Here is a 24,453-nt window from a genome sequence, read left to right on the forward strand (position 1 = left end):
GCCCCGGCGGCGGCCCCGGCTGCTCCCGCGCGCGCCCGCGCGGCTCCGGTCGCGCCTCCGGCCCCGGCCCCCGCGCCGGCCGCTCCGGCTCCGGCCCCCGTGGCCGCCGCCCCGGCCCCGGCCGCGCCTGCCCCTGCCCCGGTCACCCCGGCTCCGGCCGCCGTGCCCGCGGCTGCCAGGCCGACCGACGAGGGTGCCTACGTCACCCCGCTGGTGCGCAAGCTCGCCGCCGAGAACGGTGTCGACCTGGGCACCGTCAAGGGCACCGGCGTCGGCGGTCGTATCCGCAAGCAGGACGTCATCGCCGCCGCCGAGGCCGCGAAGGCCGCCGCCGCTCCGGCTCCGGCCGCCGCCGCACCGGCCGCCGTCGCCGCCAAGAAGGCGCCGAAGCTGGAGGTCTCCCCGCTGCGCGGCCAGACCGTCAAGATGACCCGCATCCGCAAGGTCATCGGCGACAACATGGTCAAGGCCCTGCACGAGCAGGCCCAGCTGTCCTCGGTGGTCGAGGTCGACATCACCCGGCTGATGAAGCTCCGGGCGCAGGCGAAGGACTCCTTCGCGGCCCGCGAGGGCGTCAAGCTCTCCCCGATGCCGTTCTTCGTCAAGGCCGCCGCCCAGGCGCTGAAGGCCCACCCGGTCATCAACGCCCGGATCAACGAGGCCGAGGGCACGATCACCTACTTCGACGCCGAGAACATCGGTATCGCGGTGGACTCCGAGAAGGGCCTGATGACCCCGGTCATCAAGGGCGCCGGTGACCTCAACATCGCCGGTATCGCCAAGGCCACCGCCGACCTCGCGGGCAAGGTCCGGGCCAACAAGATCACCCCGGACGAGCTGTCCGGCGCGACCTTCACCATCTCCAACACCGGTTCGCGCGGGGCGCTCTTCGACACGATCATCGTGCCGCCGAACCAGGTCGCGATCCTCGGCATCGGCGCCACGGTCAAGCGCCCCGCCGTGATCGAGACGGAGGAGGGCACGGTCATCGGCGTCCGCGACATGACCTACCTGACCCTCTCCTACGACCACCGCCTGGTCGACGGCGCCGACGCGGCCCGTTACCTGACGGCCGTCAAGGCAATCCTGGAGGCGGGCGAGTTCGAGGTCGAGCTGGGCCTGTAGCCGACTGACCTCCGGCCTGACGGCGCCCGCCCGGACTCGCTCCGGGCGGGCGCCGCTTTTGTGTTGCCAGGCGGGGCAGTCCTCTATGCCGCCGGGCACCCGCAACCCCCTAAGGGGCGCGGGGAACTGCGCGACCAGCCCCACACAACCCGCACCCGCCCAACAACAGCCCAACCCGTGCTACTAGGCGCCCCGGCCCAGCCAACGCAGTGTGTAAGTCTCGTCTCACCTGCACCAAAGCTCCCCCGTCGGCCCCTCCCGCGGAGCGCCCCGGCTTTATTGTCTAGAGGTCAATACCTCAGGGGCTCTGTCCCCCGCCGAAGGAGCCCTCATGACCACCGCGCCCGTCGTCCACTCGCTGCGCGAACAGATCCGCGAGCACATCGTGGACGGGATCGTGAGCGGCCGGTGGAAGCCGGGTGAGCGGATCGTGGAGCGGCGGATCGCGACGGAGCTGGAGGTCAGCCAGACCCCGGTCCGGGAGGCGCTGCGCGAGCTGGAGTCACTGCGGTTGATCGAGTCCGCGCCGAACAAGGGCGTCCGGGTGCGCAATCTGACCGCCAGGGACCTGGAGGAGATCTACCCGGTCCGCGCGGGCCTGGAGCAGATCGCCGCCGAGCTGGCGGCGGAGCGGCTGGCCGGGGACCCGTCCGTGCTGGAGCCGGCGGTCACGGCCCTGTGGGAGGCCGACCGCCTGGCCGACGGCGAGGCACAGGTCCGGCACACGGTGGCGTTCCACCGCGAGATGGTCCGGGCCGCCGGGAACAGCGTGCTGCTGCACACCTGGGAGGGGCTCGGCATCGAGGTGTTCACCGCCCTGTCCATCCGCTGGCTGGGCACCCGGCAGCAGTCGTATGCCGAGGAGCACGAGGCGCTGGTCGAGGCGTTCAAGCGCCGCGATCCGGAGATCGGCCGCCTGGTGAAGGACCACGTACTGGGCTGCGCGCCCCGCGTCACGGACACCCCTGCCTGAGGCTCCGACGGTCCTAGGGGCTGCGCCCAATAGCTCCGGGGGTGAGGGTTGTTCGGCGGGTGCGGGTTGTGGTGGGTTGCTCGCGCCCACGCGGCGGAGCCGCACATCGACACAGCCCCGCGCCCCTTAAGGGCGCTTCCCATCGGCCTAAGCTGCCCCGCCAGCGCATGACGGGGTCGGGCGAACCTGCACATACTGATCCAAGCCGTGTGCTCTCGCCAAGCCTCGGTCATGCACCCGTCGGCCGACCGTGGAGGCCGCGTGATCCGGCCAGCACTCTCCCCGTCCAGGCTCGCCCGGTCCCTGCTGTCCGGCTCCGCCACGGCCCGTTCGGCGGCCTCCGGCGCGGCACGGTCCACCACGGCCTGGCTGGCCTCCGTACCGCCGGCGCTGCCGTTGGTCGGGGCCGCGCTACAGCCCCGTACGCCCCGTTGGTGGCGCACCCCCGGCGGTGTCCAGATCGCGGTACGGCGGCTGGGGCGGGCGGGGACGGCCGTTGAGGCACGCGAGGTGGAGGCCGCGCTGCGCGAGGTCCCGGGGGTGAGCCGGGCCGAGGTGAACGGGACGCTGGGCTGTGTGTACGTCGGCTGCGGGCCGGAGACCGATCTGGAGCGCGTCGTCGCCCTCGTGTCGTCGGCGGACACCGCTGGGCCGGCCTCGGACACCGGTGGTTCGGCCTCAGGTGGCGGTGCGTCGGGGAAGGCCGGGGAGGCGGCGGGCGGACACGGTGGGCGTCGGGGGCCGGCACCGGTCGGGTTCCCGGGGGCGCCGGAGGTTCGGGGCGGGGCGGCCGTGCACTTCGGTGCGGGACTGCTGGCGGTGGGCGCGGCGTCGGTCGGGAAGGCGCTGCGGCTGCGCGGGCTGCCGCCGCTGGTGCTGTCAGTGGCGCAGCTCGCCGAGGCCACACCGCAGCTGAGGGACGAGATGGCCCGCAGGCTCGGCGAGACGACCACGGAGCGGGTCTGGGGCGCCGCGAACCTGCTGATGGCGACGCTGATGTTCCGGCCGGTCGGGGTCGCCGTGAACGCGGTGACGGCGGGGCTGCAGTACGCGGAGGCGCGGGCCCGGCATCGGTCGTGGGAGGACTGGGCGCGCAGGCTGGCCGTGTACGAGGGGGCGTACCGCCATGACGCGGTGCCGTCCCCCGAGCGGCCCGCACCGCTGCCGCCCGGTCTCGGTGAGCGGTACGCCAACGTGGCGGTGCCGGCGTCCCTCGCGGCGTACGGGCTCACCTCGCTCGGTACGTTCAGCCATGACCGGGGGCTGGCCCTGCTCATCGCCGGGACACCGCGGGGCCCACGCTGCGGCCGGGAGTCGTTCGCCTCAACGGTGGCGCGGGCCGCGTCCGACCGGGGCGCCCTGGTCCTGCGCCCCGAGGCCCTGCGCCGGGTCGACCGCATCGACACGGTCGTCCTGGACGCCCGCGTCCTGGCCACCGGCGGCTGGACGGTCGAACACCTGCAGAGACTGTCGCCGCCGGGGGAAAGGGAGGATGGCAACGGGGGGCCGACCGATCCGGGGGGCGGCGACAGGGATGGCAGGCCGGACGGTTCGGAGGGCGGCGACAGGCGGGGCGGACCGGAGGGCGGCGAGGCGCCGGACGGGCCGGAGGGCGGCGGGGCCCGAGGGAGGCCGGTCGGAGCGGAAGGCGGCGCCGGGCAGGGCGGACCGGAGGGCGGAAGAGCCCGGGGTGTGCCGGAGGGAGACAGGGCCCCAGGTGGGCCGGTCGGAGCGGAAGTCGGCGCCGGGCAGGGCGGACCGGAGGGCGGAGGGGCGGGTCCGGAGACAGAGCGTGCGAGCGGGGTGTGGGCGAGCCGGGCGCCGGGCCGTCCGGGCGTGACCGAGGCGACCGTGCCCTCGGACCTTCCCGCCGGCGATCCGCCCCACCCCGCCGGCGACGACCGGACGGCCCCGCCGAGCGACCACCTCGGTCACCGGTCCCCCCACCACGACGACAACGACGCCGACCCGGCACCCGACGCCCCCGCCGGCAACCACCACGGCCACACCGACCCGGCACCCGACCGCCCCGACGACGAGCCCCCTCACCACCGCGACGGCCACACCAGCCCGGCAGCCGACCACGCCAGCGGTAAGCCCCCTCACCACCACGACAACCAGACCTCTCACCACGCCAACGGCCAACAGGCGGACTCGGTGGAGGGGCGGGGTGGGGAAGGCGGTCGGTTCCCCGGTGATGACGAAATCCACGCGCGTATCCACGAGTTGGTGGAGTCGGGTGGGGTGCCGGGGGTGGCGGGGCGGCGGCGTGGCAGGGGTGGGCGGGAGGCTCGGCAGGTGGCCGGGTGGGCGCTTCGGGCGTTCGGTGAGGGGGAGTTGGGCGCGGGTGTCGAGGGTCTGGGGCGACGGTGGGCGGAGGAGGGGGCCCAGGTCGTGGTCGTGGTCAAGGACGGTGTGCCGGTCGCCATGGCGGGGCTGGTTCCCCAACTGCACGCGCTGGCCCACCACTTGGTGCGGGCCGCCCGGGCGTGCGGGCGGGTGCGGCTGGTCGGCGGTCCGCCGGGGCTGCACCGCAGGTTCGGCCTGCCGGAAGCCGCCCCCACCGGCCATCGCCGTACGGCCGCGTTGGTGCGGTCCCTTCAGGCGCGGGGCCGTGGCGTGGCCGTGGTGTCGGCCCGGACCCGGCGCGCGCTCGCCCGCGCGGACCTCGGCATCGGTGTGATCACCGGCCCCCGCCATATGCCGTGGGACGCCCATGTCGCCGCCCCGCCCGAGGTCGCCCATCTGCTGCTCAACGCGCTGCCGGAGGCCCGCCGGGTCGGGGTGCTGTGTGCCCGGCTGGAGGGCGCGGGCGCCGCCGTGGCATCGGCGCTCGCCCTGTTCGTACCGCGTCCGGGGGCGTGGGACCGGGCCCGGCTGGTGGCGGACGCGGTGGCCGTCGCCGCGGTCACGGCGGGCTACTGGGCGGGCCGGAAGCTGCACGAACGCCCCGCCCCGGCGGCCGTCGAGCGCACGCCCTGGCACGCCATGACGGTACGTCAGGTCATGTCGAGGCTCGGTACGTCGTCCCGTGGCCTGGACGACGCCGAGGCCGCGCGGCGTCGCCACGTCGCGGACCGGCACCGCCACGACGGTGCCGGCAACCTGCTCGGCCGGGTCGCGGAGGAGCTGGCCAATCCGCTCACCCCGGTGCTGGCGATCGGCGGCGGTATCTCGGCGGCGCTCGGTTCCGTACTGGACTCCGTGCTGATCGGTGGCGTCCTGGGCGTGGACGCCGTGGTGGGCGGGGTGCAGCGGCAGCGGGCCGACGAGGCGGCCCAGCGGCTGGTCCGGGCCACCTCGGTACGGGTACGGGTGCGCCGGCCGGGCCGTGAGGAGGCGGCCGAGGAGTCCGCCGACCTGCTGGTGCCCGGGGACGTCATCGAACTGGACGCCGGCGACTCGGTGCCGGCCGACTGCCGTCTCGTACGGGCGACGGGGCTGGAGGCCGACGAGTCCAGCCTCACCGGTGAGTCGCTGCCGGTGGCGAAGGGTTCGGCGCCGAGTGCCGCGCGGGCCGTCGCGGACCGGTCCTCGATGCTCTACCAGGGGACGACGGTGGCGGCCGGGCACGCGCTCGCCGTGGTCGTCGCCACCGGGACCGCGACCGAGGCGGGCGGCGCGGCGGAGGCGGGGCCCGAGGACGGGCCGCCGGAGAGCGGGGTGGAGCGGCGGCTGAAGGCCCTGGGCCGGTGGTTCCTGCCGATGTCGGTCGCCGCCGGGGGCGTTCTCTTCGTCGTCGACATGCTGCGCCGACGGCCGCCCGGTACCGCGCTGGGCGCCGCGGTCAGCCTGTGTGTCGCGGCCGTACCGGAGGGGCTGCCCTTCGTCGCCACGGTCGCCGAACTCGCCGCCGCCCGCAGGCTCTCCACCCGCGACACCCTCGTCCGCAGCGCCTCCACCATCGAGGCGCTGGGCCGCACCGATGTGCTGTGCTTCGACAAGACGGGCACGCTCACCGAGGGCCGGATCACCCTCCAGCAGGTGTCCGACGGGCAGGAACGCCACTCGCCGGACCGGCTCACCCCGGCCCTGCGCCGCGTCCTCGCGACGGCGGCGCTGGCCGGTCCGGCGGGGCCCGCGGCGCAGCTCACCCACCCCACCGACCGGGCCATCGCGGCCGGGGCCGAACTGCTCGGCGCCCCGCCCGCCCGCGCCGCCGGGCTCGGCTCGGACAGCTGGCACCGGTTGACGGAACTGCCGTTTGAGCCCGGGCGCGGCTTCCACGCCGTCCTGGGCCGCGCCGACTCCGAGGCCCGGATCGTCGTCAAGGGCGCCCCCGAGGTCGTACTGGCCCGCTGCGACCACATCCTCCGCGACGGCCGCACCATGCCCTTCGACGACCGCCTCAGGGCGGATTTCGAGGCGGAGGTGGACCGATTGGCCCGGCGGGGGTTGAGGGTACTGGCGGTCGCCGAGCGGGTCATGGCTGCGGGGGAGCCGGGGGCGGCGGGGGAGCCGGGGGCGGCGGGCGCGTCGAGCTCGGCGGACGCGGCAGGTACGGCGGACGCGGCAGGTACGGCGGACGCGGCAGGTACGACAGGGACAGCGGGCACGCAGGGGACGACAGGGACGCCGGGCACACCCGGGGCACTGGGCGCTTCCGGGACGACGAGGACAGCAGGGGCCACCGGGACAACAAGTACACCGGGTACTCCGGGGACGGTGGGCACGGCGGGTGCGCCGGGGACGATGGGCACGGCGGGTGCGCCGGGGACGATGGGCACGGCGGGGACGGAAGGCAGGCCGGGCACGGCGGAAACGGCCGGTACTCCGGGCACCACGGGGACGCCGGGCACGGAAGGCAGGCCGGGCACGGCAGCGACGCCGGGCACGCCAGGGACGTCGGGCACGGCAGGGACGGCGGGCACGGCAGGGACGGCGGGCACGCCAGGGACGGCGATGACGGCCGACAGCCCGGATGCTCCGAGCCAGCCACCTACGCCGGGGGCACCCGAAGCACCGCACGCGATCGGCGCTTCAGATCCGACCGGCGCACCTGGCACAAAGAGCACACCTGGCACGACCGGCACACCCACCGCCAGCGCACCTGGCACACCCGGCACTGCCGACGGGGCCGACCCGCCGGGCGGGCAGGGCGTCTCCGCCGCAACGGGCCCTGTGCCACCGGGCCGGCAAGGCGTCTCCGCCGCAACGGGCCCTGTGCCGCCGGACAGACAAGGCATCTCCACCCCAGCCGCCCCCATGCCACCGGACAGACAAGGCATCTCCACCCCAGCCGCCCCCATGCCACCGGACAGACAGGGCGCCCCGGCCGCAGTCGCCCCGCTGCCGGACGACGCCGTGCTCGTCGATCTCGCGGATGTCAGCGACGAGAATCTCGACGGGCTCTGTCTGCTCGGCCTGCTGGGGCTCGCCGACCCGGTGCGGGCGACGGCGGCGGAGAGTGTGAACACGCTGGCCAGGGCCGGGGTACGGATCGTCATGGTGACCGGCGACCATCCCAGTACGGCCGCCGCCATCGCCCGGGAGCTGCGCCCCGAGGAGGAGCCCCGGCTGATGACGGGGACGGAGCTGGACGCCCTCGACGACGCGGCGCTGGCGCGGACGCTGCCGGACATCACGGTGTTCGCGCGGGTCACCCCGGCGCACAAGGTCCGTATCGTCACCGCGCTGCGCGCGGCCGGCCGGGTCGTGGCCGTCACCGGTGACGGGGCCAATGACGCGCCCGCGATCAGGATCGCCGACGTCGGTATCGCCCTCGGCTCCCGGGCGACCCCGGCGGCCCGTTCCGCCGCCGATGTGGTGGTCACCGACGACCGTATCGAGACGATCGTGGACGCCATCGTCGAAGGCCGGGCCATGTGGGCGTCGGTGCGCAAGGCGCTCGGCATCCTGCTCGGCGGCAATGTCGGGGAGATCGTCTTCACCCTGGCGACCAGCCTGCTGACCGGGCGCAGCGCGCTCAACGCCCGCCAGTTGCTGCTGGTCAATCTGCTGACCGACATGCTGCCCGCCATGGCCATCGCCGCCCGGCCGCCCGCCGACCCCGTGGACAGGCTGCTCGCGGAGGGGCCGGAGGCCTCGCTCGGCACCGCCCTCACCCGGCACATCCGGCTGCGGGCCACACTCACCACGCTGGCGGCCGGCTCCGCCTGGCTGGTCGCCCGCGCCACCGGCACCCGGGGCCGCGCCGACACCGTGGCCCTGGTCGCGCTCGTGGCCTCCCAGTTGCTCCAGACGCTGACCGACGCCGGTCGTGATCCGGTGGTCGCGGTGGCCGTGGTGGGTTCCCTGGTGGCGCTGGCCGTGGTGGTGAACGTACCGGGTCTGAGCCACTTCTTCGGCAGCCGGCCGCTGGGCCCCGGGGGCTGGACGATCGCCGGGGCCGCGGCCGTGGGGTCGGTCGTCGTACCCGCGCTGTGGCAGCGCGCGACGGGCCTGACCGTCACCACTCCCCAGAGTCCGACCGCGAGCACTCCGCAGGGCGCGACGGCCACCGTTGCGAAAAGTACGACGACGCCCGAGAGTTCGGAGGCGACCGCCCCCGAGAGTTCGACGGCGGCCACGCCGGAAGGCACGGCCGCCACCTCGCCGGAAACGGAGAGTTCACCCTCAGTCCACCCGGATGCCGCCACCCGGAAGCGATGAGACCGGACAAAGGGAACCGTCCCCATCACAACGCACACGAAAGACGGCCCCACCATGCCGCACTTCCTCACCTCGATCCTCACCCAGGTCGCCGTCGCCCTGTTGGAGGCCGTCCTCGTCCGCCTCTTCATCCAGCTCTGGAAGGCGTTCGCGAGCGGCACCGGCCCGGCGACCGCCACCGCCTGACGGCGACCGACGCCATATTCGCCCCTTTCGCACCCTTGAATGCGGTTTATTTACCGCCAGAGATGGAACGCGGCACGGGAGAACCCCTCACGCCTCCCGCGTACGGGAGGACGAGCCCAGTACGGGAGGACGGAGATGACTTCCCGAGACACACAGTCCGAGTTCCAGACGCCGACCAACCCTCCCTCCGCCGATCCGGCACGAGAGGCACCGGCGGCACCGACGGCGACAGCGGCACCGTCGGCACAGGAATCCCACGAGTCGTCGGGCGGCAAGGTGCTCCACATGCACACCGCGCACCCACGGATGTCGATCCCGTATGTGACCCCGGGCGACATGTTCACGGGTGCCCGGGGCGCCGCACGCGAGGCGGTTCGCGGCGCCGGCGGACTGCTCCCCTCACCCCGCAAGCTGGCCTTCTACGGCCTCCTCGGCGGTATGACCGCGGCCGGGGCCATGGCCTGGCCCGTGGCGGTGGCCATGGGCGCCGCCACCGAGGTGATCACGCGCGAGCAGGCGGCCCGGCAGCACGAGGAGCACGAGCGGATGGAGCGGGCACGCTCCGAGTCCGAACGAAGCGGTTCACCCACCGGCGACGACCGCACGGAGCCGAGGACGGCCTCCCACACCGGGACCGTGTGACGCACGAGCGACGACGCACGAACGGCGACGCACCGGCCACGACCCGCGAGCGGCCACGCACGAGCGACGACGCCTCAGCACACAAGGCGGCGGGGGTCCGACCACCCGCACACACAATCGCCGGACCCCTCCCGACGTACCGCCCGCCCTACCCGCCGCCCGTCCTCTCCCGCCCGTTCCAGCCCGCCACACCTCAGATGAGCAGGGAAAACACGGCACAGCGTGCCCGAATTCGCGGCACCGGATGCCAATTTTCGCCATCGGCCGTTTTTCTGCGCTCAACCCTTTGATCGATCATCGATCAGCGAGTTACAGTCGCCGACGGGCCGCGGACGGGTCGCGAACAACGACGCCGCGCCGCAGCCCGCCCGCCCTGTCCTGCCAAGACACAAGGGCAACCCCCGACCCCATACCGATGAGGGAACCCCTTCGACTGAGGAAGGCGGCGCAATGACCGACCCCAAGGCCATCCAGCCGAGCGCGCTCGACCAGCTCCCGGACCGCGACCCGGAGGAGACCGCCGAATGGCAGGCCTCCCTGGACGCCGTCACCAAGGCGGCGGGCCCGCACCGCGCCGCGTACCTGATGCGCCGCACTCTGGAACGCGCCGAGGGCAACGGCATCGCGCTGCCCAAGCTGCTGGAGACGGACTACGTCAACACCATCCCCACCGCCGCCGAGCCGTCCGTGCCCGGTGACGAGGAGATGGAGCGCAGGATCACCGCCTGGAACCGCTGGAACGCGGCGGCGATGGTCACCCGTGGCAGCAAATACGGCGTCGGCGGCCATATCGCCACCTTCGCCTCCGCCGCCTGGCTCTACGAGACGGGCTTCAACCACTTCTTCCAGGGCAAGGAAGCCGACGGTTCCGGCGACCAGCTCTACATCCAGGGCCACGCCTCCCCCGGCATCTACGCCCGCGCCTTCCTCGACGGCCGGCTGAACGAGTCCCACCTGGACAACTTCCGCCGTGAGTCCGCCGGAAACGGCCTCCCCTCGTACCCGCACCCCCGCCGCCTCCCCTGGCTGTGGGAGTTCCCGACGGTGAGCATGGGTCTCGGCCCGCTCTCGGCGATCTACCAGGCGCGCTTCAACCGCTATCTCACCAACCGCAACATCAAGGACGTCTCCGCCTCCCACGTCTGGGCGTTCCTCGGCGACGGCGAGATGGACGAGCCGGAGTCGACGGCGGCGCTCGCCCTGGCCTCCCGCGAGGGCCTGGACAACCTGACCTTCGTCATCAACTGCAACCTCCAGCGCCTCGACGGCCCGGTCCGCGCGAACTTCAAGATCGTGCAGGAGCTGGAGGCCCAGTTCCGGGGCGCCGGCTGGAACGTCATCAAGACGCTGTGGGGTTCGGCGTGGGACGAGCTGTTCCAGCTCGACACGACCGGTGCGCTCGTACGACGGCTGCGCGAGGTACCCGACGCCCAGGTCCAGACGTACCAGACCCGTGACGCCGCCTATATCCGCCAGGACTTCTTCGGCAAGGACCCGGCGCTGGTCGAGATGGCCAAGCTGCTCTCCGACGACAAGATCCTGGAGTGCTTCCACCTCTCGCGCGGTGGTCACGAGGCGCGCAAGGTGTACGCCGCGTACAAGGCCGCCGTCGAGTTCAAGGGCGCGCCGACCGTGATCCTGGCCCAGACCGTCAAGGGCTTCACCCTCGGCGAGGGCTTCGCGTCGAAGAACGCCAACCACCAGATGAAGAAGCTGTCGGTGGACGAGTTCAAGCAGATGCGTGATCTGCTCGAACTCCCCATCAAGGACAGCGACTTCGTCGACGGGGTCGTGCCCTACGGCCACCCGGGCGCCGACTCCGCCGAGGTCCGCTACCTCCAGGAGCGCCGGGCCGCGCTGGGCGGTCCCGCCCCCGCGCGCCGTACGCACGCCCTCGCGCCCCTCCCCGCCCCCGCCGAGAAGGCGTTCGCGTCCTTCGACAAGGGCTCGGGCTCCCAGAACGTGGCCACCACCATGGCCTTCGTCCGCCTGATCAAGGACCTGGTCCGCGACAAGGAGACGGGCAAGCGCTGGGTGCCGATCGTCCCGGACGAGGCCCGCACCTTCGGCATGGAGTCGCTCTTCCCGTCCCTCGGGATCTACTCCCCCAAGGGCCAGACGTACGAGCCGGTCGACCGTGACCAGCTCATGTACTACAAGGAGGCCAAGAACGGCCAGATCCTCAACGAGGGGATCACCGAGGCCGGTTCGATGGCCGACTTCATCGCCGCGTCCACGTCGTACGCGACGCACGGCGAGGCGATGATCCCCTTCTACATCTTCTACTCGATGTTCGGCTGGCAGCGGACCGCCGACCAGATGTGGCAGCTCGGCGACCAGCTCGGCCGAGGCTTCCTCGTCGGCGCGACGGCCGGCCGTACGACCCTGACGGGCGAGGGCCTCCAGCACGCCGACGGCCACTCCCCGGTGATCGCCGCGACGAACCCGGCGGCGCTGACGTACGACCCGGCGTTCGCGTACGAGGTCGCGACGATCGTCCGCGACGGCCTCCGCCGGATGTACGGCGAGGCGGCGCCCGGCGAGGACCCGAACGTCTTCTACTACCTGACCGTCTACAACGAGCCCCTCCCCCAGCCCGCCAAGCCGGCCGGCCTCGGGATCGACGAGGGCATCGTCAAGGGCCTGTACCGCTTCAACACGGCGGAGTCGGCGGGGTTGTCCCCCGTGGCCAACGCCCCGCGCATCCAGCTCCTCGGTTCCGGCACCGCGATCCACTGGGCGTTGGAGGCGCAGAAACTCCTCGCCGAGGAGTGGGGCGTGGCGGCGGACGTATGGTCCGCGACGTCGTGGACGGAACTCCGCCGGGACGCCCTGGAGGCGGACGCGGCGCTGCTGCGGGGCGAGGAGCGTGTCCCGTACGTACGCCAGGCTCTGCAGGGCGTCGAGGGCCCGGTGCTGGCGGTCTCCGACTACATGCGGCAGGTTCCGGACCAGATCGCCCAGTGGGTCGAACAGGACTACTCGTCGCTGGGCGCCGACGGTTTCGGCCTCTCCGACACCCGCGAGGCGGCCCGCCGCCACTTCGGCATCGACGCCCACTCCATCGTGGTCGCCGCCCTGGCCCAGCTCGCGAGGCGGGGCGAGGTCAAGGCGACGGCGGTGAAGGAGGCGCGGGAGAAGTACGGCCTGTAGGCCGGGCGGTTTTCGCCCCCGCCGCCCCTACCCTTCCCGTCCTCCAAGGGGCTGCCGCCCCTTTCGACCCCGCGTCCAGGGGCTCCGCCCCCTGGACATCCGCTCCTCAAACGCCGGAGGGGCTGGATTTAACGCCGGACGGGCTGGATTTTCAGCCCGTCCGGCGATTGAGGACGAGGCCGTTCAGGCCGAAGCGGGGGTCTGGGGGCGGCAGCCCCCAGGTACGGGACGGGTAGGGGCGGCGGGGGCGAGGCAATATGGGCGCATGCGTGCTGCCCGGCTCATCAGAATGGTGCTGCTCCTTCAAGCCCGGTCCTCCATGACGGCCGCTGAGCTGGCCCGCGAGCTGGAGGTGTCGGAGCGTACGGTCACGCGGGACGCGCAGGCCCTGTCGGAGGCCGGAGTCCCGGTGTACGCCGACCGGGGGCGGGCCGGCGGATACCGGCTCATCGGCGGCTACCGCACCCGGCTCACCGGGCTGGCCCGCGGCGAGGCCGAGGCGCTGTTCCTCAGCGGCGTACCCGGCGCCCTGCGGGACATGGGCCTGGAGGACGCCGCCTCCGCCGCCCGGCTCAAGGTGTCGGCCGCCCTGCTGCCCTCCCTCCGCGACGCCCCGCGCACCGCCGCCCAACGCTTCCACCTCGACGCCCCGAACTGGTTCAAGGAACCGAAGACCCCCGATCTGCTCCCCGCCCTCGCCGAGGCGGTCTGGGACGACCGCCGCGTCCTCGCCCGCTACCGCCGGGGCGACACCGAGGTCGAACGCCTGCTGGAGCCGTACGGCCTCGTACTGAAGGCGGGCGTCTGGTATCTGTGCGCCCGCGTGCCCATATCCGGCCCCGGAACCGAAGTCGAAGCCGGTGCCGTCACCGAAGTCGGAGCCGTTTCCGGTGCCGGTTCCGGAGCCGGTGCCTTCCGTACGTATCGCATCGACCGCTTCACGACGATCGACACCACCCCGGACTCCGCCACGACCCCGACCGGCGCCCCCACCAGCGCCCCCGTCGTCGGCAGCCGCTTCCCGCGCGACGAGGCGTTCGATCTGCCCGCCCACTGGGAGGCGCAGGCGGAACGGTTCGCGCGGTCGATTCTGGGGGCCGAGGTCGTGGTGCGGCTGTCGGCGGAGGGCATACGGTGGCTGCCGTACGTCGTGGACCCGGTCTCGGCCCGGGACGCGCTCGTGGACACCGCACCCGACGAGCACGGCTGGACGACCGTGACCCTGCGCGTCGAGTCGGAGAAGGTCGCGCGCGGCCAGCTCAGGGGACTCGGCCCGGAGGTCGAGGTGCTGGCGCCCGAAACCCTGCGGGACCTCTGCGCGGCCGACGCCCGGCGCCTGGCCGACCTCTACGCCCCGTCACGCACCACCCCGGCCGCTCAGGACACCACTCAGGACCCGACCATCGTTCGCCCTCCACGTGCGCCCCACCCGCCCAGGCACGATGCTTGACCCGTGATGGACGAGACGGAGTTCTGGGAGCTGGTGGACACGGCCCGGGAGGACGCCGAGGGCGACCCCGAGGAGCAGGCCGACCTGCTCGTGGAACGGCTCGTCCGGCTGGACCCGGAGGCGGTGCTGGACTTCGCCCGCCACTTCGAGTCGCGTTACAACCGCGCGTACACCTGGGATCTGTGGGGCGCCGCGTGGGTGCTGCTGAACGGCGCCGGCGACGACGCGTTCGACTTCTTCCGGTGCTGGCTGATCGGCCAGGGCCGGGAGATCTTCGAGGGCGCGGTCCACGGCCCGGACTCGCTCGCCGATCTGCTGGACGACTTCGACGGCGAACTCGACGGCGACGGCGAGGAGTTGGGGTACGCGGCCGACGAGGCGTACGAGCAGCTCACCGGTGTGGTCGCCCCGGACCTCGGCATCCCGCCCGCCTCCGTCGAACCGGAGGGCTCCCCGGTCGACTTCGAGAACGAGACCGTCCTCGCCGAGCGCTACCCCAAGCTCTGGGAACGCTTCCGGGCTCAGTGAGCATGCGGCGTTCCGGCCGCCGCCGGACCCTAGACCCCCGCCGCGTCCTGGTACCGCTTCGGCGTGCGCGGCAGGTAGGCGTACTGCTCGGCGGCGTAGGGGGCGGCGCGATGGTGGTGCCCGCCGGGTTCCGGGTGTTCGGGGGCGGACGCGCCGTGCAGGGGGGCGGAGTTGGCGCGTTCCAGGGCGGACGCGGTGACGGCGGACGGGCCGAGGACGACGACGGCGGCCGCGCAGGCCACCGTCCAGGGGCTCCGCAGGGCGGCGGACCAGGACCTCTTCGGGTTCGGCTTGTGCGACCCCGAGTTCGGCTTCGGGTTCCGAGGCGCGTTCCTCGTACGACTGCTGCTGATCATCTTCCCCACCTCCAGTCGGCGTGACATGACGAAGGTAGGGCGCGGTTCTTGGAGAAGTCTGTGGGCGCCCGCCGCGCTTTCTGTGAACCTCATGAGATCCGTCTCAACGCGATGACGGAGATGGCGGAGATGGCAGAGATGCCGCGGATGACGGAGGTCACCGGCCCTGGAGGTGCGCGGCCAGTTCCCTGATCGCGGGGAGGCGCGCGGCCAGAGCCTCACCGGGGCAACTGGTCATATAACCGTCGCTGTGGCCCGCGAGGGTCGGCAGCCGCACGCTGGTGCCGGCCGCGTAACGGCTCAGGCTGTTGCTGGAGGTGAGCCGGACGCTGCCGCGGGGGTCGGTGTCGGTGAGGCCGAGTTTCCAGGCGACGAGCGCGGCGATCGCGTCGGTCATGGCCCGGGGGACGGGCACCCCGGCGGTGAAGGTGCCGAGGGCGGCGACACCGGCGGTGCGATGGTTGAAGCCCTGGGTGTGGGCACCGGTGACGGCGCGGTCGACGCCGCCGGCGCGGCCCTCGTAGATGGTGCCGCAGCGGTCGACGAGGAAGTTGTAGCCGATGTCGTCCCAGTTCCGGGGGCCGGTCTGGCCCGCGTAGAGGTAGCGGATGATGCGGGGGGCGTCGGCGCAGTCGTAGTCGTTGGGCGAGTCGGTGTGGTGCAGGAAGACGGCGGCGACCCGGTCGTCGTAGCGCGCGGGCGGCTGGCTGGGCTCCTCCCCGCCGAGCCAGCGGGCGCGTTCCACGATGGGCGGCTTGGGGGCCTGGTGCGGGGCGGCGGAGGGCCGGGCCGCGGCGGGCCGGGCGGTGGTCCTCCGCTCGGCGGTGCGGTCCACACCGACCGCGCACAGCACCAGCGCGAGCACGGCGGCCACCCCGGGCACACAGGCCAGCAGGAGGAGAGCGGGCCGGGGCAGCCGACGGAGGGCGTCCCTCAGGGGGCGTACGCGCGGGAGGCGCACACGCCGAGGGCGTAGGCGCAGAACGGCTCGGTACAGGGGGCGTGCGCGCGGAACCGCTCGGCGCCGGGCGCGCGTTCCGCCGGAGTTCCGCGCCGGGCGCGTATGCACGTCCTCGATCGCGTCCTCGATCCGGTCCGGGGCGCGCGCGTTCCGTATTCGGCGGCGCCACACCCGGAGCAGGCGCCGTATTCGCGCCCCCCGTGCCATCCGTGACATCCGCGGCATCCGTGACCTCGGGAACTCACGCATGTCCCGAGCCTCACCCGGCCGCCCGCGCAGGGCCATGTGGACTACGCCACCCGGGGGACCGGGCGGGGAACCAACGTCCGTGTGCGGGACGTTTCTACGGTTCGAGGCAGTTCCCGATAATTACCAGCACTTACCGGCAGTTGGCGGCGGTTGGCACCATTGGCAGCGATTCGCGGTCAGTTCCAGCCAGATACGGCGACCGGTGGCCGATTCCGATGGGCCACGGGGTGCCGTGCGGAGGTAGCTGATCACTGCGCCCGCCCCGCGCGTACTAAGGGTCCCGAGAGAAAGGCGGCTGGAGTGGACGTGCTCGACATCCTGCTGTTGCTGGTGATCCTGGCCTACGCGGCGTCCGGTTACCGTCGCGGCCTGGTCGCCGGATGCGTCTCCCTGGCCGGTTTCGTGGGTGGCGCGGCGGTGGGCGTCTGGGTGCTGCCCTGGGTGATGGAGCTGGTCACGCCCGGCACCCCGACGGCCACGGTCACAGCGGTGGTGACGGTGCTCGTCCCCGGCGTGGTGGGGCACGAGTTGGCGGGCCGGCTGGCGCTGCGGCTGCGCCGGGAGATCGACCGCAGCCCGCTGCGGGTCGCCGACGGCGTGGGCGGGGCGGCGGCCAACACGGTGGCCGTGCTGATCGTCGCCTGGGTCGCCGCGAGTGTGCTCGGCGCGTCCTCCTCCCCCGTGGTGACCAACTCGATCCGCGACTCCGCGCTGCTCGGCGCCGTCCAGGACACCATGCCGGACACGACGCCCGCCTGGTTCTCCAACGCCACGTCCGCGCTCACCGAGGCGGGCTTCCCCCAGGTCTTCAACCCGTTCGAGAACGAGGCGACGGCCGAGGTCGCCAAGCCCTCCGGGGACAGTGTCACGGCCGCCGCGACGAACGCCGCCAAGCGCTCCACGGTCAAGATCGAGGGCGTCGCGGGCAACCAGGGCCGCGAAGGCAGCGGCTTCGTGTACTCGCGTCAGCATGTGATGACCAACGCCCATGTGGTGGCGGGCATCGACGACCCGACCGTACGCGTGGGCGGCGTGGGCCGGTCGTACGAGGCGCGCGTCGTGCTCTTCGACCCCGACAAGGACGTGGCGGTGCTGTACGTCCCGGATCTGAAGGCCCCCGTCCTCACCTTCGACGACAGCGCCGCACGCGGTGACGCGGCGGTCGTCGCCGGCTATCCGGAGGACGGCGGCCTCGACCTCCAGGCGGCCACCGTCGCCAGCCGCATAGACGCCACCGGCCGGAACATCTACAACAGCGACCCGGTCACCCGCGAGATCTACTCCATCCGCTCCACCGTCCGCCCCGGCAACTCCGGCGGCCCCCTCCTCACCACCGACGGCCGGGTCTACGGCGTGGTCTTCGCCCGCTCCACCTCGGACGCCGAGACCGGCTACGTCCTCACCGTCGACGAGGTCTCCGACGAGGCGGTACGCGCGGCGAACGCGACGACGCCGGTGGACACGGGGGAGTTGGTGACGTCGTAACCCCAACTCCGCTCCGCATCGGCGGAGTTCACGTTCTCAGAGCCGACAGCCCATCAGCACATCGTCGACATACTCCCCGTCGATCAGGAACTCCTCCGGCAGCACGCCCTCGACCACGAAGCCCTCGGACTCGTACAGCTTGCGGGCCGGGGTGTTGTGGCCGAGGACGCGCAGGGTGAGGCGGCGGGCGCCACGGCGGCGGGCCTCGTCCCGCGCGGCTCGCAGCAGCGCCCGTCCGACCCCGGTGCCGCGCGCCTCCTCGGCGACGGCGAACCCCTGGATCTGCCGGACATGCGCCTGACAGACGAGGCCCGACGGCAGCGCGAGCCGCACATAGCCGACCAGCACGCCGTCGAGTTCGGCGACGAGATGGTCCAGCGGCCCGAAGCGCTCGTCGAAGAAGGGTTCGTACGGCTGCCGGGGGCGCTCCTGGACGGAGTGCAACGTGGACCAGGTGACCCGATCGAGCCTCCCGAGCGCGTCGTCATCGTCCGCGGTGGCTGTGCGTATGTACGGAACGGGCATGACGGCCACTGTACGGCGCGGGCAAGGGGGTTGACGCCGACGGGCGCACGGAAGCACCGGCCCCGGCCGGGCCGCTCCCCGCACATACCGAACCACCCTACGACGGCCCACCGGACAAAAACGGCGCACCCCCCGCCCGCGCACCGCTCCCCCGCCCTGCAAGATGAGGGCATGACGGATGATTCGCCCGTGGCCCCCCACTCTCGTCCTGATCCCGCACCTGCTCCTGATCCTGGTCGTGATCCTGCTCCGGGTCGTGGTTCACGTGTGGTGATCGCCGGTGCGTCCGGTCTGATCGGTTCGGCGCTGGCCCGCTTCCTCGGGGAGGACGGTCACGAGGTCGTGAGGCTGGTGCGCCGGGAGCCCCGGGGCGCGGACGAGGTGCGCTGGGACCCGGAGGCCGGACGGATCGACACGGCCGCCCTGGAGGGCTGCGCGGCCGTGGTGAACCTGGCCGGCGCGGGTGTCGCGTCACGCCGTTGGACGAAGGCGTACAAGGCGACGATCCGCGACAGCCGCGTACGGGGCACCGCCACCCTCGCCCAGGCCGCCGCCTCCCTGGAGCGTCCGCCGGGCGTCTTCCTGAACGGCAGCGCGATCGGCTTCTACGGCTATACGGGCGACCGGGAGGTGGACGAGTCGTCCCCGGCCGGGGAGGGGTTTCTGCCTGAGCTGTGCGTGGAGTGGGAGGGTGCCGCCGCACCCGCCTCCGAGGCCGGCATCCGTACGGTCTTCGCCCGTACGGGGCTGGTGGTGGCCAAGGGCGGGGGTGCGTGGGGCCCGCTGTTCCCCCTCTTCAAGGCCGGGTTGGGCGGCCGGATGGGTGACGGCCGCCAGTACTGGAGCTTCATCTCTCTGTACGACGAGATCGCCGCCCTACGTCATCTGCTCACCACCCCGTCCCTGTCGGGCCCCTTCAACCTCACCGCCCCGACGCCCCTCACCAACCGGGAGATCACGGCGGCCATGGGCGAGGTCCTGCACCGCCCGACCGTTTTCACCGTCCCCGGCTGGGCCCTCCGCCTCGCCCTCGGCGAGGTCTCGGGCGACGTACTGGGCAGCGCCCGCGTGCTGCCGACGCGCCTGCTGGAGTCGGGCTTCGGATTCACGTTCCCGAACATCACCGACGCGATTCGCTCCGCGGGGGGACGGGGCGCCTAGGAGCTCGGGGGGAGGGGGTTGTGGGGCGGGCGCGGGTGGGTGGGTGGTTGCTCGCGCAGTTCCCCGCGCCCCTGAAAAGCACGGCCCTGCTCGCCGACGAAAAATGCGGGGCGCAGCCCTCGCATTTTTCAGGGGCGCGGGGCTGTGTCGATTTGCGGCTCCGCCGCGTGGGCGCGACCAGCCCCCACCCACCCGCACCCGACAACCCACCCCCCAAACCCTCGACGGGGTCGAAGGGGCGCAGCCCCTGGGGATGGGAAGGGTAAGGGCGGCGGGGGCGAAACCCCCTGGTGAACAGCCCAGGCGCACGCCCCCCACCCCCATGCCCCCATGCGAGGCCCCACGCGACTTCCCCGCCCGGCCCCTCCCCCTTCACCCTCGACCCGAACTCAGGTATTCCAGAAGGACGCTGGGGGCAAGACCCTCCCAGCAGCCGCGCGACCTCGGGAGGGGCACGTGCTTGAGTCGGTGTACCAATCGACGCACTCCGCGGACACGGACACCGTGGACGTCATCGTCGTAGGAGCCGGCGTCGCCGGCCTCGCGGCGGCAGGTCATCTGGTCAGGGCGGGCCTCACCGTCACCGTCCTGGAGGCCGCACCCACCGTCGGCGGCCGTATGGCCACCGAGAAGGTGGACGGCTTCCGCCTCGACCGCACCGCCCCGCTCCTCTCCACGTCGTACCCGGAACTGCGCCGCACCCCGGGCCTGGACACCCTGCCGCTACGGCCCTTCGCGCCCGGTGTCCTGCTGCACGCCGACGGCCACCATCACCGGGCCGGTGCCACCCCGACCTTGCGGAGCGCGAGGGGCGCACTCACCGCCGCGCGCGCCCTCGCAAGCGCCCCCAGGCTGCCCCGTCCGCAGAGCCTCGGTTTCGTCCGGGGAGGCGGGACGCCGATCCCGAACCGTGCCCAGATCAGGGGCCGCGCCACCGGCAGCCGCCCCGGCCGGCTGGGCGCCCCCGCCGACCAGTCACGGCTGGCCATGGCGCTGGCCCGGCTGGCGGCCACCGCGCCCGAACGGCTCGCCACCCGCGCCGAGGTGCCGATCGCCGAGGCGCTGGCGACGCGCGGTTTCCCGCCCCGGACGATAGACGGTTTCGTACGGCCGCTGCTGGCCGCGTTGCTCGCCGATCCGGCGCTGCAGACGTCCAGCCGCTGTGCCGATCTGGCGCTGCACGCCTTCGCGACGGGCCGGTTGTGCGTCCCGGAGGGCGGCGCGGACACGCTGCCGGAGCTGCTGGCGGCGGCTCTTCCGCCGGGGTCGGTGCGGACCGGGGTCCAGGTCACCGCGATCAGCACGACCTCGGTGACGACGGTGGATCACGGTGAACTCCGCTGCCGTTCCGTGGTGTTGGCGACCGACGCCCGGTCCGCCGCCGAACTGCTGCCGGGGCTGCGGGTACCGGACTTCCACCCGGTGACGGTGGTCCACCACACCACCGACGAACCCCCGCTCACCGAACCGGCGTTGCTCCTCGACTCCGACCGCAGCGGCCCCGTCTCGCACACGGCGGTGCTCAGCCAGGTCGACCCGAGCCGGGCACCGGCGGGCCGCGCCCTGATCACCTCGACCGTGCTGGGCACCCCACCGGACCCGGCCCACCTGGACGCGACGGTCCGCGCCCAGCTCGCCCGGCTGTACCGCACCTCCACGACCCGCTGGGAGCTGCTGGCGATCCAGCACACCCCGGAAGCCGTCCCGGCGATGCCCGCGCCCCACGATCCGCGCCGCCCGGTGCGCATCCTGGCCGGCCTCTACGTCTGCGGCGACCACCGCGACACCAGCACGGCCCAGGGCGCCCTCCACTCGGCCCGCCGAGCCGCCCACGCCCTCCTCACCGACCTGGACGCCCGCCCGACCCCCCTGGAAGAGCCCCTGGAAACGGCCGCGTAGACACAAGAGGGGCGCCCGAAGAAATCACCGGGCGCCCCAACATGTGTAGGCAACAGGCGTGGGTGAACAGGCGTGGGCCAACAGCTGTGGGCCAACGGCTGTTGGGCCTACAGAGGTTGGCCAACGGGCGTTGACCCAATCGGGACGGGCCCAAATCCCAACAGGCGTGGGCCAACAGCCGTAGGCAACGAGCGGCCCAACAGGCGTGGGCCCACAGGCGTTGGCCCACAGCCGTAGGCCACGGGCCCGGGCCCGGGCCAACAACCGTAGGCCACCTCCCGTTTGCCAACAGCCGTATGCCAACAGCCGTTGACCCCAACCCACTTACCTCAGCCCGCTACCCCAACGCCGCCACCTTGTCCCGATACCCCCTGACCGGTGCGGCGTCCCGGTAGGGCTCCAGGCGGCGTTCGAAGTCGCGTACGTACTCCACCGCGCGCACCGATCGCATCTCGGCGGCCTGGCCGGCGGCCTCCGCGCCCAACTGGCAGGCCTGGTCCAGTTCGCCGAGGCCGAGGCGGGCCGAGGCGAGGACGACTCGGCAGAAGAGGCGGCTGCGGGCGTAGGCGGGCGCCCGGAGCTGGAGGGAGCGTTCGGCGTGCTGGGCGGCGGCCCGGTACTGCTGGAGGTCGCGATGGCTGTGGCCGAACTCGTCGGCGAGTTGCGCCTCGTCGAAGAAGCGCGCCCAGTACGGGACTTCGTCGCCGGTGCGGGCCGCCTCCAGGGCACGTTCGGCGCGCACGAGGGCGGCCGTGGAGGCCCGTACCTCGCCGAGCACCGCATGGCCGCGCGCCTCGACCGCGTGCAGCAGCGACTGCACGACCGGCGGCACGGCCGACCCCACGCCCTGCTGCGCGACGCGCGCGAGCTGCACGGCCTCCCGTCCGTGCCCCAGATAGACCGCCTGACGGCTCATCGTGACGAGCACATACGCCCCGTACGCCCTGTCCCCCGCCGCCTGCGCCAGCCGGAGCGACTGTACGAAGTACCGCTGGGCGAGCCCATGGGCGCCGATGTCGTACGAGGTCCAGCCGGCGAGGCGGGTGAGGTCGGCGGCGGCGGCGAAGAGCCTGCGGCCGATCTGTTCGCCGTAGGCGCCGCGCAGCATCGGCTCGGCCTCGTGTTCGAGGTAGCGGACGAGGGCCTGGCGGGCGTGGCCGCCGCCGTAGGCGTCGTCGAGGGCGCGGAAGAGTTCACCGACCGAGCGGAGGGCGGCGATGTCCCCGCCGGTGACCTTCTGGCCGGGGCCGCGCTCGGTCTGGCTGCGCTGGCGGGGCACACCGGCCGGGCGGCCCTGCGGCGGGACCCGGGTGGCACCCGGGTCGCCCCGGCCCACACGGTCGTCGGCCCGGCCGATCAGCCAGTCCCGGCTGGGCACGACGAGCCCGGCGGGCGTGAACGCGATCTTCCGCAGCTCGGCGTGGCTGCCGGAGTCCTTGCGCCACAGCCCGCTGACGATGTCGATGGCCTCCTCGGGGGTCGCGGCGAACTCCAGACCGGCGTACACGGGGGCGCAGGCGTCGAGGCCGAGGTCCTGTGCGGTGAGCCGTCGGCCGAGGCGGCGGGTGAACACCTCGGCGATCAGCGCGGGCGTCGTACCCCTGGGCTGCTGACCGCGCAGCCAGCGGGTCACGGACGTCTTGTCGTATCTCAGGTCGAGCCCGTGTTCGAGACCGAGCTGGTCCACTCGGCGCGCTAGTCCCGCGTTGGAGAACCCCGCTTCTGCGATGAGGGCGGCTAGCTGGCGGTTGGGGGTGCGCTGCGCGGGTCGTTCCGTCATCTGCGGTGCGGTCTCCTGCCTTCCGGGTGTCGGCGGGGTTTCCCGGATTGCCTGGTGAGAAGCCTTTGCGGCCTTGTGAACGGCGCGAATGTAGCGGAGAGTAAGCGTCTGATCGCACACTTCCGCGTCCATTCATCCGATCGTGTGAGGATTTGCCGCGCGGCTGACGAGAATCCCCTCCGCCGCGCGCCGGTCACGCTCGTCGTACGCCCGGCGGTCCCGGCGTACGACCGGCGGACGGCCACCCCTCGTACGCCGGCCTCCGCCCTCCCCCAGCGGTCGACCCTCGTCCGGCCTCCGTCGCCCCCCGACCACCGCCCGGCCCTACGGTCGTACAGTGGCTTGGGCGCGTTATGTGCCTGACACAGCTATCTGCCTGACACAGCTATCGCGGTGCCGCCGCCCGGCCGTACCGCCGAGGGAGGCGCTTGCCGTGAGTGGGTTGCGGTTCGTCCGCATGGGGTTCGGCACGGAGGCCGTCGAGTACCAGGAGGCGTGGGACGAACAGCGCCGGGTGCACGCGGCACGCTTCGCCGACGAGGTCCCCGACACCGTCCTGCTCCTCGAACACCCCCCGGTCTACACGGCGGGCCGGCGCACGGCCGACAACGAGCGCCCCCTCGACGGCACCCCCGTCATCGACGTGGACCGAGGCGGCAAGATCACCTGGCATGGCCCCGGTCAGCTGGTCGGCTACCCCATCCAGAAGCTCCCCCGCCCGGTGGACGTCGTCGCCCACGTCCGCCGCCTGGAGGAGGCACTGATCCTCACCTGCGCGGAGTTCGGACTGGAGACCACGCGGGTCGAGGGCCGCAGCGGGGTGTGGGTGCTCGGTGACCCGGTCGAGCAGCGGCCGTCGCTCGGCGGGCTGTCGCTGGACCTGGACCCGCGTATGCACGACGACGAGTTCGACCCGCGTCTGAACGGCCCCGAGTACGCGCCCTCCAACGCCGGACAGCGGCGCGAGGACCGCAAGGTCGCGGCGATCGGCATCCGCGTCGCCAAGGGCGTCACGATGCACGGCTTCTCGCTGAACGTGAACCCGGACAACGTCTGGTTCGACCGGATCATCCCCTGCGGCATCCGTGACGCGGGCGTCACCTCGCTGGCCGGGGAACTCGGCCGCGAACTCACCATCGCCGACGTCCTGCCGGTGGCCGAGAAGCACTTGCGGGATGTTCTGGAGAACGCGGAGTTGAAGCCGCGTGAGGTGGAGCGGGCGTCGGCGTAGCGGGGCGCGTTTTCTCGCCCCCGCCGCCCCTACCCGTCCCATCCCAGGGGGCTGCGCCCCCGGGCCCCCGCCGGGTGCGTGGTCGGGTGCGGGTGGGTGGGGGCTGGTCGCGGGGGGGGCCCCCCCCCCCCCCGCGC

At 73.1% G+C, this 24,453-nt stretch carries 16 protein-coding genes; 12 read left to right on the top strand and 4 right to left on the bottom strand.

The genetic code is table 11. The features are described 5' to 3' along the window. The 8 genes from sucB to ACWD4G_RS44690 form a co-directional block, all read left to right on the top strand. The coding region (gene sucB / locus ACWD4G_RS44655; protein ID WP_451304312.1) for a 2-oxoglutarate dehydrogenase, E2 component, dihydrolipoamide succinyltransferase at positions 1–1,125 on the top strand (1,125 nt) is incomplete at its 5' end. A gap of 331 nt (positions 1,126–1,456) precedes the next feature. Then, a complete protein-coding gene (locus tag ACWD4G_RS44660; protein WP_451304314.1) occupies positions 1,457–2,098 on the top strand; it encodes a GntR family transcriptional regulator in 642 nt (213 codons plus the stop codon). Between the two features lie 261 nt (positions 2,099–2,359). Next, positions 2,360–8,710 carry an HAD-IC family P-type ATPase gene (locus ACWD4G_RS44665; protein ID WP_451304316.1) on the top strand — a complete coding sequence of 2,117 codons (6,351 nt, stop codon included), beginning with the start codon at positions 2,360–2,362 and terminating at the stop codon, positions 8,708–8,710. Positions 8,711–8,764: 54 nt separating this feature from the next. Next, positions 8,765–8,896, top strand: a complete 132-nt coding sequence (locus ACWD4G_RS44670; RefSeq protein ID WP_451304318.1) for a hypothetical protein — start codon at positions 8,765–8,767, stop codon at positions 8,894–8,896. 135 nt (positions 8,897–9,031) lie between these two features. Beyond that, the gene (locus ACWD4G_RS44675) at positions 9,032–9,538 is read left to right on the top strand and encodes a hypothetical protein (protein ID WP_451304320.1); all 507 of its coding nucleotides are present in this window, start codon (positions 9,032–9,034) and stop codon (positions 9,536–9,538) included. Between the two features lie 450 nt (positions 9,539–9,988). Further along, positions 9,989–12,691 (top strand): pyruvate dehydrogenase (acetyl-transferring), homodimeric type, encoded by a 2,703-nt coding sequence (aceE, locus tag ACWD4G_RS44680; protein ID WP_451304322.1) that lies wholly within the window; start codon positions 9,989–9,991, stop codon positions 12,689–12,691. 265 nt (positions 12,692–12,956) lie between these two features. Further along, positions 12,957–14,141, top strand: coding sequence for a helix-turn-helix transcriptional regulator (locus ACWD4G_RS44685; RefSeq protein ID WP_451304324.1), 1,185 nt, complete (start codon positions 12,957–12,959; stop codon positions 14,139–14,141). A 6-nt stretch (positions 14,142–14,147) separates the two neighbouring features. Beyond that, positions 14,148–14,669 (top strand): DUF4240 domain-containing protein, encoded by a 522-nt coding sequence (locus tag ACWD4G_RS44690; RefSeq protein ID WP_451304340.1) that lies wholly within the window; start codon positions 14,148–14,150, stop codon positions 14,667–14,669. 29 nt (positions 14,670–14,698) lie between these two features. Here the strand turns inward: ACWD4G_RS44690 and ACWD4G_RS44695 are convergent, their stop codons facing one another. Further along, on the bottom strand, positions 14,699–15,025 hold the full coding sequence (locus ACWD4G_RS44695) for a hypothetical protein (protein WP_451304326.1): 327 nt from the start codon (positions 15,023–15,025) through the stop codon (positions 14,699–14,701). A gap of 157 nt (positions 15,026–15,182) precedes the next feature. Then, on the bottom strand, positions 15,183–15,986 hold the full coding sequence (locus tag ACWD4G_RS44700) for a peptidoglycan recognition protein family protein (protein WP_451304328.1): 804 nt from the start codon (positions 15,984–15,986) through the stop codon (positions 15,183–15,185). A gap of 549 nt (positions 15,987–16,535) precedes the next feature. On the opposite strand from ACWD4G_RS44700, the gene ACWD4G_RS44705 reads away from it, so the two are divergent. Further along, a complete protein-coding gene (locus ACWD4G_RS44705) occupies positions 16,536–17,720 on the top strand; it encodes a MarP family serine protease (RefSeq protein WP_451304330.1) in 1,185 nt (394 codons plus the stop codon). A gap of 36 nt (positions 17,721–17,756) precedes the next feature. Here the strand turns inward: ACWD4G_RS44705 and ACWD4G_RS44710 are convergent, their stop codons facing one another. Further along, complete coding sequence (locus ACWD4G_RS44710; protein ID WP_451304332.1) at positions 17,757–18,245, bottom strand: N-acetyltransferase family protein; 489 nt, start codon at positions 18,243–18,245, stop codon at positions 17,757–17,759. Positions 18,246–18,518: 273 nt separating this feature from the next. On the opposite strand from ACWD4G_RS44710, the gene ACWD4G_RS44715 reads away from it, so the two are divergent. After that, complete coding sequence (locus ACWD4G_RS44715; RefSeq protein ID WP_451304342.1) at positions 18,519–19,406, top strand: TIGR01777 family oxidoreductase; 888 nt, start codon at positions 18,519–18,521, stop codon at positions 19,404–19,406. A 456-nt stretch (positions 19,407–19,862) separates the two neighbouring features. Further along, on the top strand, positions 19,863–21,305 hold the full coding sequence (locus ACWD4G_RS44720; protein WP_451304334.1) for an NAD(P)/FAD-dependent oxidoreductase: 1,443 nt from the start codon (positions 19,863–19,865) through the stop codon (positions 21,303–21,305). 337 nt (positions 21,306–21,642) lie between these two features. Here the strand turns inward: ACWD4G_RS44720 and ACWD4G_RS44725 are convergent, their stop codons facing one another. After that, complete coding sequence (locus ACWD4G_RS44725) at positions 21,643–23,085, bottom strand: regulator (protein ID WP_451304336.1); 1,443 nt, start codon at positions 23,083–23,085, stop codon at positions 21,643–21,645. A gap of 433 nt (positions 23,086–23,518) precedes the next feature. Here ACWD4G_RS44725 and lipB point away from each other — a divergent pair, with 433 nt between their 5' ends. After that, positions 23,519–24,316 carry a lipoyl(octanoyl) transferase LipB gene (lipB, locus tag ACWD4G_RS44730; RefSeq protein ID WP_451304338.1) on the top strand — a complete coding sequence of 266 codons (798 nt, stop codon included), beginning with the start codon at positions 23,519–23,521 and terminating at the stop codon, positions 24,314–24,316. Positions 24,317–24,453 lie beyond the last annotated feature (137 nt).

The organism is Streptomyces sp. NPDC002643 (genome assembly GCF_053592555.1).